Here is a 4,112-nt window from a genome sequence, read left to right on the forward strand (position 1 = left end):
GGGCACAAGCTGACTTGCTTTGTGCTGGGTCGTTTCGCGGAGGTGTTTCCGGAAACGGTGCGGCGCATGGCGCGTGAGGGGCACGAGGTGGCTTCGCATGGGTTTGGCCACGTGAACATCTACGAACAGACGCCACAGGAGTTTCGTGAGGATGTGCGTCGTTCCAAGGCCCAACTGGAAGACCTTATTGGTGATGAGGTAGTGGGTTACCGTGCACCAAATTTCTCGCTGGGACCGGCTGGGGATTGGCCGTTGGAGATCCTTGCAGAGGAAGGGTTCAGGTACGATTCCAGTATCTTTCCATCGCCTACTTATCGTCACGGACGCGCGAATTGGCCAGCGTATCCCGCGCGCGTTCTGTTGCCATCCGGTCTGAGCCTGGTTGAGTTTCCGGCAGCGACATTGCGACTTTTTGGTCGTGTGCTGCCGGTAGCGGGAGGGGGATATCACCGGCTGTTGCCTTGGCCTGTGATTCGCTGGGCTGTGTCGCGATCCATGGCGGCAAATCAGGCATTCACGCTGTACTGCCATCCATACGAATTCGACCCCGGGGAGTTTGCTCATCTGCCGATTGAGCTTCCGTGGAAACTGCGTCTTCATCAAGGCCTCGGGCGAGCAGGCTTTGAGGCCAAGTTTCGCAAGCTGCTCTCTACTTTCAAGACTCAAACTGCACAGGAAATGCTTCTTTCGGGGCAGCAGTGGCCTGGGCATAGACTGCAGCCAGTGATATCTGGCGAATTGGCGACGCGTGTTTGAGAGGTAGTCGTCGGGCCTGGATGGTGGGAACGCTTTGAGTATCCATGAGGTGTGGTTGGGTGGAAGTGTATTTCGCCTTTAAGAAGTTGGTTGGGGCGTTATTCATGCCTTTTCCAGTATTTTTGGTGCTTTTTGTTACCGGTCTCGGGTTGCTGTTGGCTGCACGCCGGCGTGCAGGCTTGGTGGTGATATGGGGCAGTCTTGTGTTTCTGCTGGCACTGTCGTCCCCGCTATCGGACCGATGGCTGGCAATGCTGGAGGATCGTTACCCACCACTGGCTGATATCACTGATTTTCAAGGTATTGATGCAGTCGTGGTGCTTGGTGGCGGTTGGAGTCCGGAACCGGGGTGGCCCATCAGCTCTCAATTGACGGTATCGTCCGCGATCAGGTTGATGGAAGGCGTCCGACTCGCTGTCGCTTTTCCGGAAGCTCGGCTGATCGTCAGCGGCGGCAGTAGTGATCCCGATCGTCGGGATCCCCTTGCCCATGTGCTGGCAAAGGGTGCCCAGGAGTTGGGAATCCCGGAAGATCGGATTGTGATCGTCGATACGCCACTCGATACCGCCGATGAGGCACGTGCAATGGCGGATTTGCTGGGTCCGGAACCGGATTTCCTGCTGGTGACCACCGCAGCCCATATGCCGCGAGCGATGGCACATTTCCATCACGTTGGGCTTGAGCCGATCCCCGCCCCAACTCAGCGCCGCACCATGACGACGTTGCAGCGCTCGAACTGGATGAGTTGGATTCCATCTCCAGACAATCTTGGCAAGGCGGGAGTCGCATGGTACGAGTTCCTGGGCCTGCTGGCCCTGGAACTGGATCACTGAGCTGTGTCGGCTCCTGTCTGTCGATTCCCATCTTTTTTGTGAGGTGTGTGCATGCCCACAGGGCAAGCTGATTTTGCTGCCGTGGTGGCCGCAGTCCGGGCTCTCTATGGCGAGGGCTTCATTCCCCTGCATCGGCCGGTGTTCGAGGGGCGCGAGCGCCAGTATCTGGTGGAGTGCATCGACTCGAACTTTGTCTCATCCGTGGGAGCCCGGGTGGGCGAGTTCGAGGACCGGGTGGCGGCGTTTACCGGGGCGCGCTTTGCGGTGGCCACGGTGAACGGCACGGCGGCCCTGCACATGGCTCTGCATCTGGCGGGGGTGGGGCCGGGGGATGAGGTGATCACTCAGGCGCTCACCTTTGTGGCCACCTGCAATGCCGTGCGCTATTGCGGGGCGCAGCCGGTGTTTGTGGATGTGGATCGGGACACCCTGGGCCTGGGCCCCCAGGCGCTGCGGCGGTTCCTGGAGGCTCATGCCCAGCGCCGGGGCGGGGAGTGTTACAACCGGCTCACGGGGCGGCGGCTGGCGGCCTGTGTGCCCATGCATACTTTCGGGCATCCGTGCCGCATCGAGGAGATCGTGGCCCTGTGCGATGAATACGGCATTCCCGTGGTGGAGGATGCCGCCGAGTCCCTGGGCAGTTGGGTGGGGGATCGGCATACGGGCACCTTCGGCCGGTTGGGCACGCTCAGTTTCAATGGCAACAAGGTGATCACCACCGGTGGCGGGGGCATGATCCTTACCGATGATGAGGGTCTGGCCCTGCGGGCCAGGCATGTGACCACCACGGCCAAGCAGCCCCATGCTTATGAGTATGTGCATGATGAGGTGGGGTACAACTACCGTCTGCCCAATCTGAATGCGGCCCTGGGCTGTGCGCAGATGGAGCGGTTGCCGGAGATGCTGGCGGCCAAGCGGGAGGTGGCGGGGGCGTATGCGCGGATGTGCGAGGCGCGGGGGCTGAGCTTTGTGGCGGAGCGCGAGGCGGGCCGGGCCAATTACTGGCTCAATGCCCTGGTGCTGGATTCCAGTGCCAAGCGGGATGCCTTTCTGGAGTATACCAATGCCCAGGGGGTGATGACGCGCCCGGTGTGGCGCTTGATGCATCGCCTGGAGATGTTCAAGGACTGTCAGCACGATGGCCTGGACAATGCCCGCTGGCTGGAGGATAGGGTGGTGAATCTGCCTTCCAGTGTGCCGGACGGGGCGCTGCCGGGTGTTGCCGGGGCTGAGTGATGGACGTGAATGGATGGGGTAATTGATGAACGTGCTTGACCTGATCGGGCGGTCGGAGCCGCTGTTTGATGTGGACATCCAGGGCTATGAAGCCGAATTGTCGTCCTTGGTGCAGGGGGGGCGGTTTCTGGTGATCGGCGGGGCCGGGTCCATTGGCCAGGCGGTGGTGCGGGAGATCTTCAAGCGCCATCCGCGGGTGTTGCATGTGGTGGACATCAGCGAGAACAACATGGTGGAGCTGGTGCGGGATATCCGCAGCACGCTGGGGTATATCGAGGGGGATTTCCGTACCTTTGCCATCGACTGCGGTGGGGTGGAATTCGAGGCCTTCATGCGCTGGAGTGGGGGGTATGACTACATCCTGAACTTGTCGGCTCTCAAGCATGTGCGCAGTGAGAAGGATCCATTCACGCTGATGCGCATGGTGGATGTGAATATCCTCAACACCCGGCGCACCCTCTCCTATGCGCGGGAGCAGGGGAGTGAGAAGTATTTTTGCGTGTCCACCGACAAGGCGGCCAACCCGGTGAACATGATGGGGGCGAGCAAGCGCATCATGGAGATGTTCCTGATGCGGGAGAGTGTGCATCTGCCGATTTCCATGGCGCGGTTTGCCAATGTGGCGTTTTCCGATGGGAGTTTGCTGCATGGGTTCAATCAGCGGCTGGCCAAGAGTCAGCCCATCTCGGCGCCTCGGGATGTGCGGCGGTATTTCGTCACGCCCCAGGAGTCGGGGGAGTTGTGCCTGATGTCGTGTCTGCTGGGGGGGAATCGGGACATCTTCTTCCCCAAGCTGAGTGAGAGGCTGCATCTGATCACCTTTGCGGAGATTGCGGTGAAGTATCTGCGGGCGCGGGGGTATGAGCCCCAGGTGTGCGAGACGGAGGATGAGGCCCGGGGGCGGGCGGCGGAGTTGATTCCGACCGGGCGCTGGCCTTGTTATTTCTTCGACAGTGATACGACGGGGGAGAAGGATTTCGAGGAGTTTTTCACGGATCTCGAGGTGCTGGACATGGAGCGGTTTGCGTCGGTGGGGGTGATCCGGAACGAGGCGGTGTTTGATGGGGATCGGCTGGATCGGTTTGAGGCGCGTATTGGTGAGTTGAAGGAGGCTGGGGTTTGGGACAAGCCGGATCTGGTGGCGCTTTTTAATGAGATGATTCCGGATTTTGCCCATAAGGAGACGGGCAGGTATCTGGATGGGCGGATGTAGGGGGTTGGTTTTATCGTGAAAGAACCATGGTTCAGCTATGAAAGCTCCCTTCTCCCCTCGGGGGAGAAGGGCCG

At 60.3% G+C, this 4,112-nt stretch carries 4 protein-coding genes; all 4 read left to right on the forward strand.

Annotated elements, in window-relative coordinates; genetic code table 11:
- The coding region (locus LQ952_RS15410) for a polysaccharide deacetylase family protein (RefSeq protein WP_238623503.1) at window positions 1-756 on the forward strand (756 nt) is incomplete at its 5' end.
- A gap of 59 nt (window positions 757-815) precedes the next feature.
- The gene (locus LQ952_RS15415; protein WP_200177244.1) at window positions 816-1,589 is read left to right on the forward strand and encodes an ElyC/SanA/YdcF family protein; all 774 of its coding nucleotides are present in this window, start codon (window positions 816-818) and stop codon (window positions 1,587-1,589) included.
- A 51-nt stretch (window positions 1,590-1,640) separates the two neighbouring features.
- Window positions 1,641-2,825, forward strand: a complete 1,185-nt coding sequence (locus LQ952_RS15420) for a LegC family aminotransferase (RefSeq protein ID WP_200177243.1) — start codon at window positions 1,641-1,643, stop codon at window positions 2,823-2,825.
- A 25-nt stretch (window positions 2,826-2,850) separates the two neighbouring features.
- Window positions 2,851-4,038 carry a UDP-N-acetylglucosamine 4,6-dehydratase gene (locus LQ952_RS15425; protein WP_200177242.1) on the forward strand — a complete coding sequence of 396 codons (1,188 nt, stop codon included), beginning with the start codon at window positions 2,851-2,853 and terminating at the stop codon, window positions 4,036-4,038.
- Window positions 4,039-4,112: the final 74 nt, after the last annotated feature.

Origin of the sequence: Ectothiorhodospira lacustris (genome assembly GCF_022227785.1) — a bacterium.
Classification (GTDB): Bacteria; Pseudomonadota; Gammaproteobacteria; order Ectothiorhodospirales; family Ectothiorhodospiraceae; genus Ectothiorhodospira; species Ectothiorhodospira lacustris.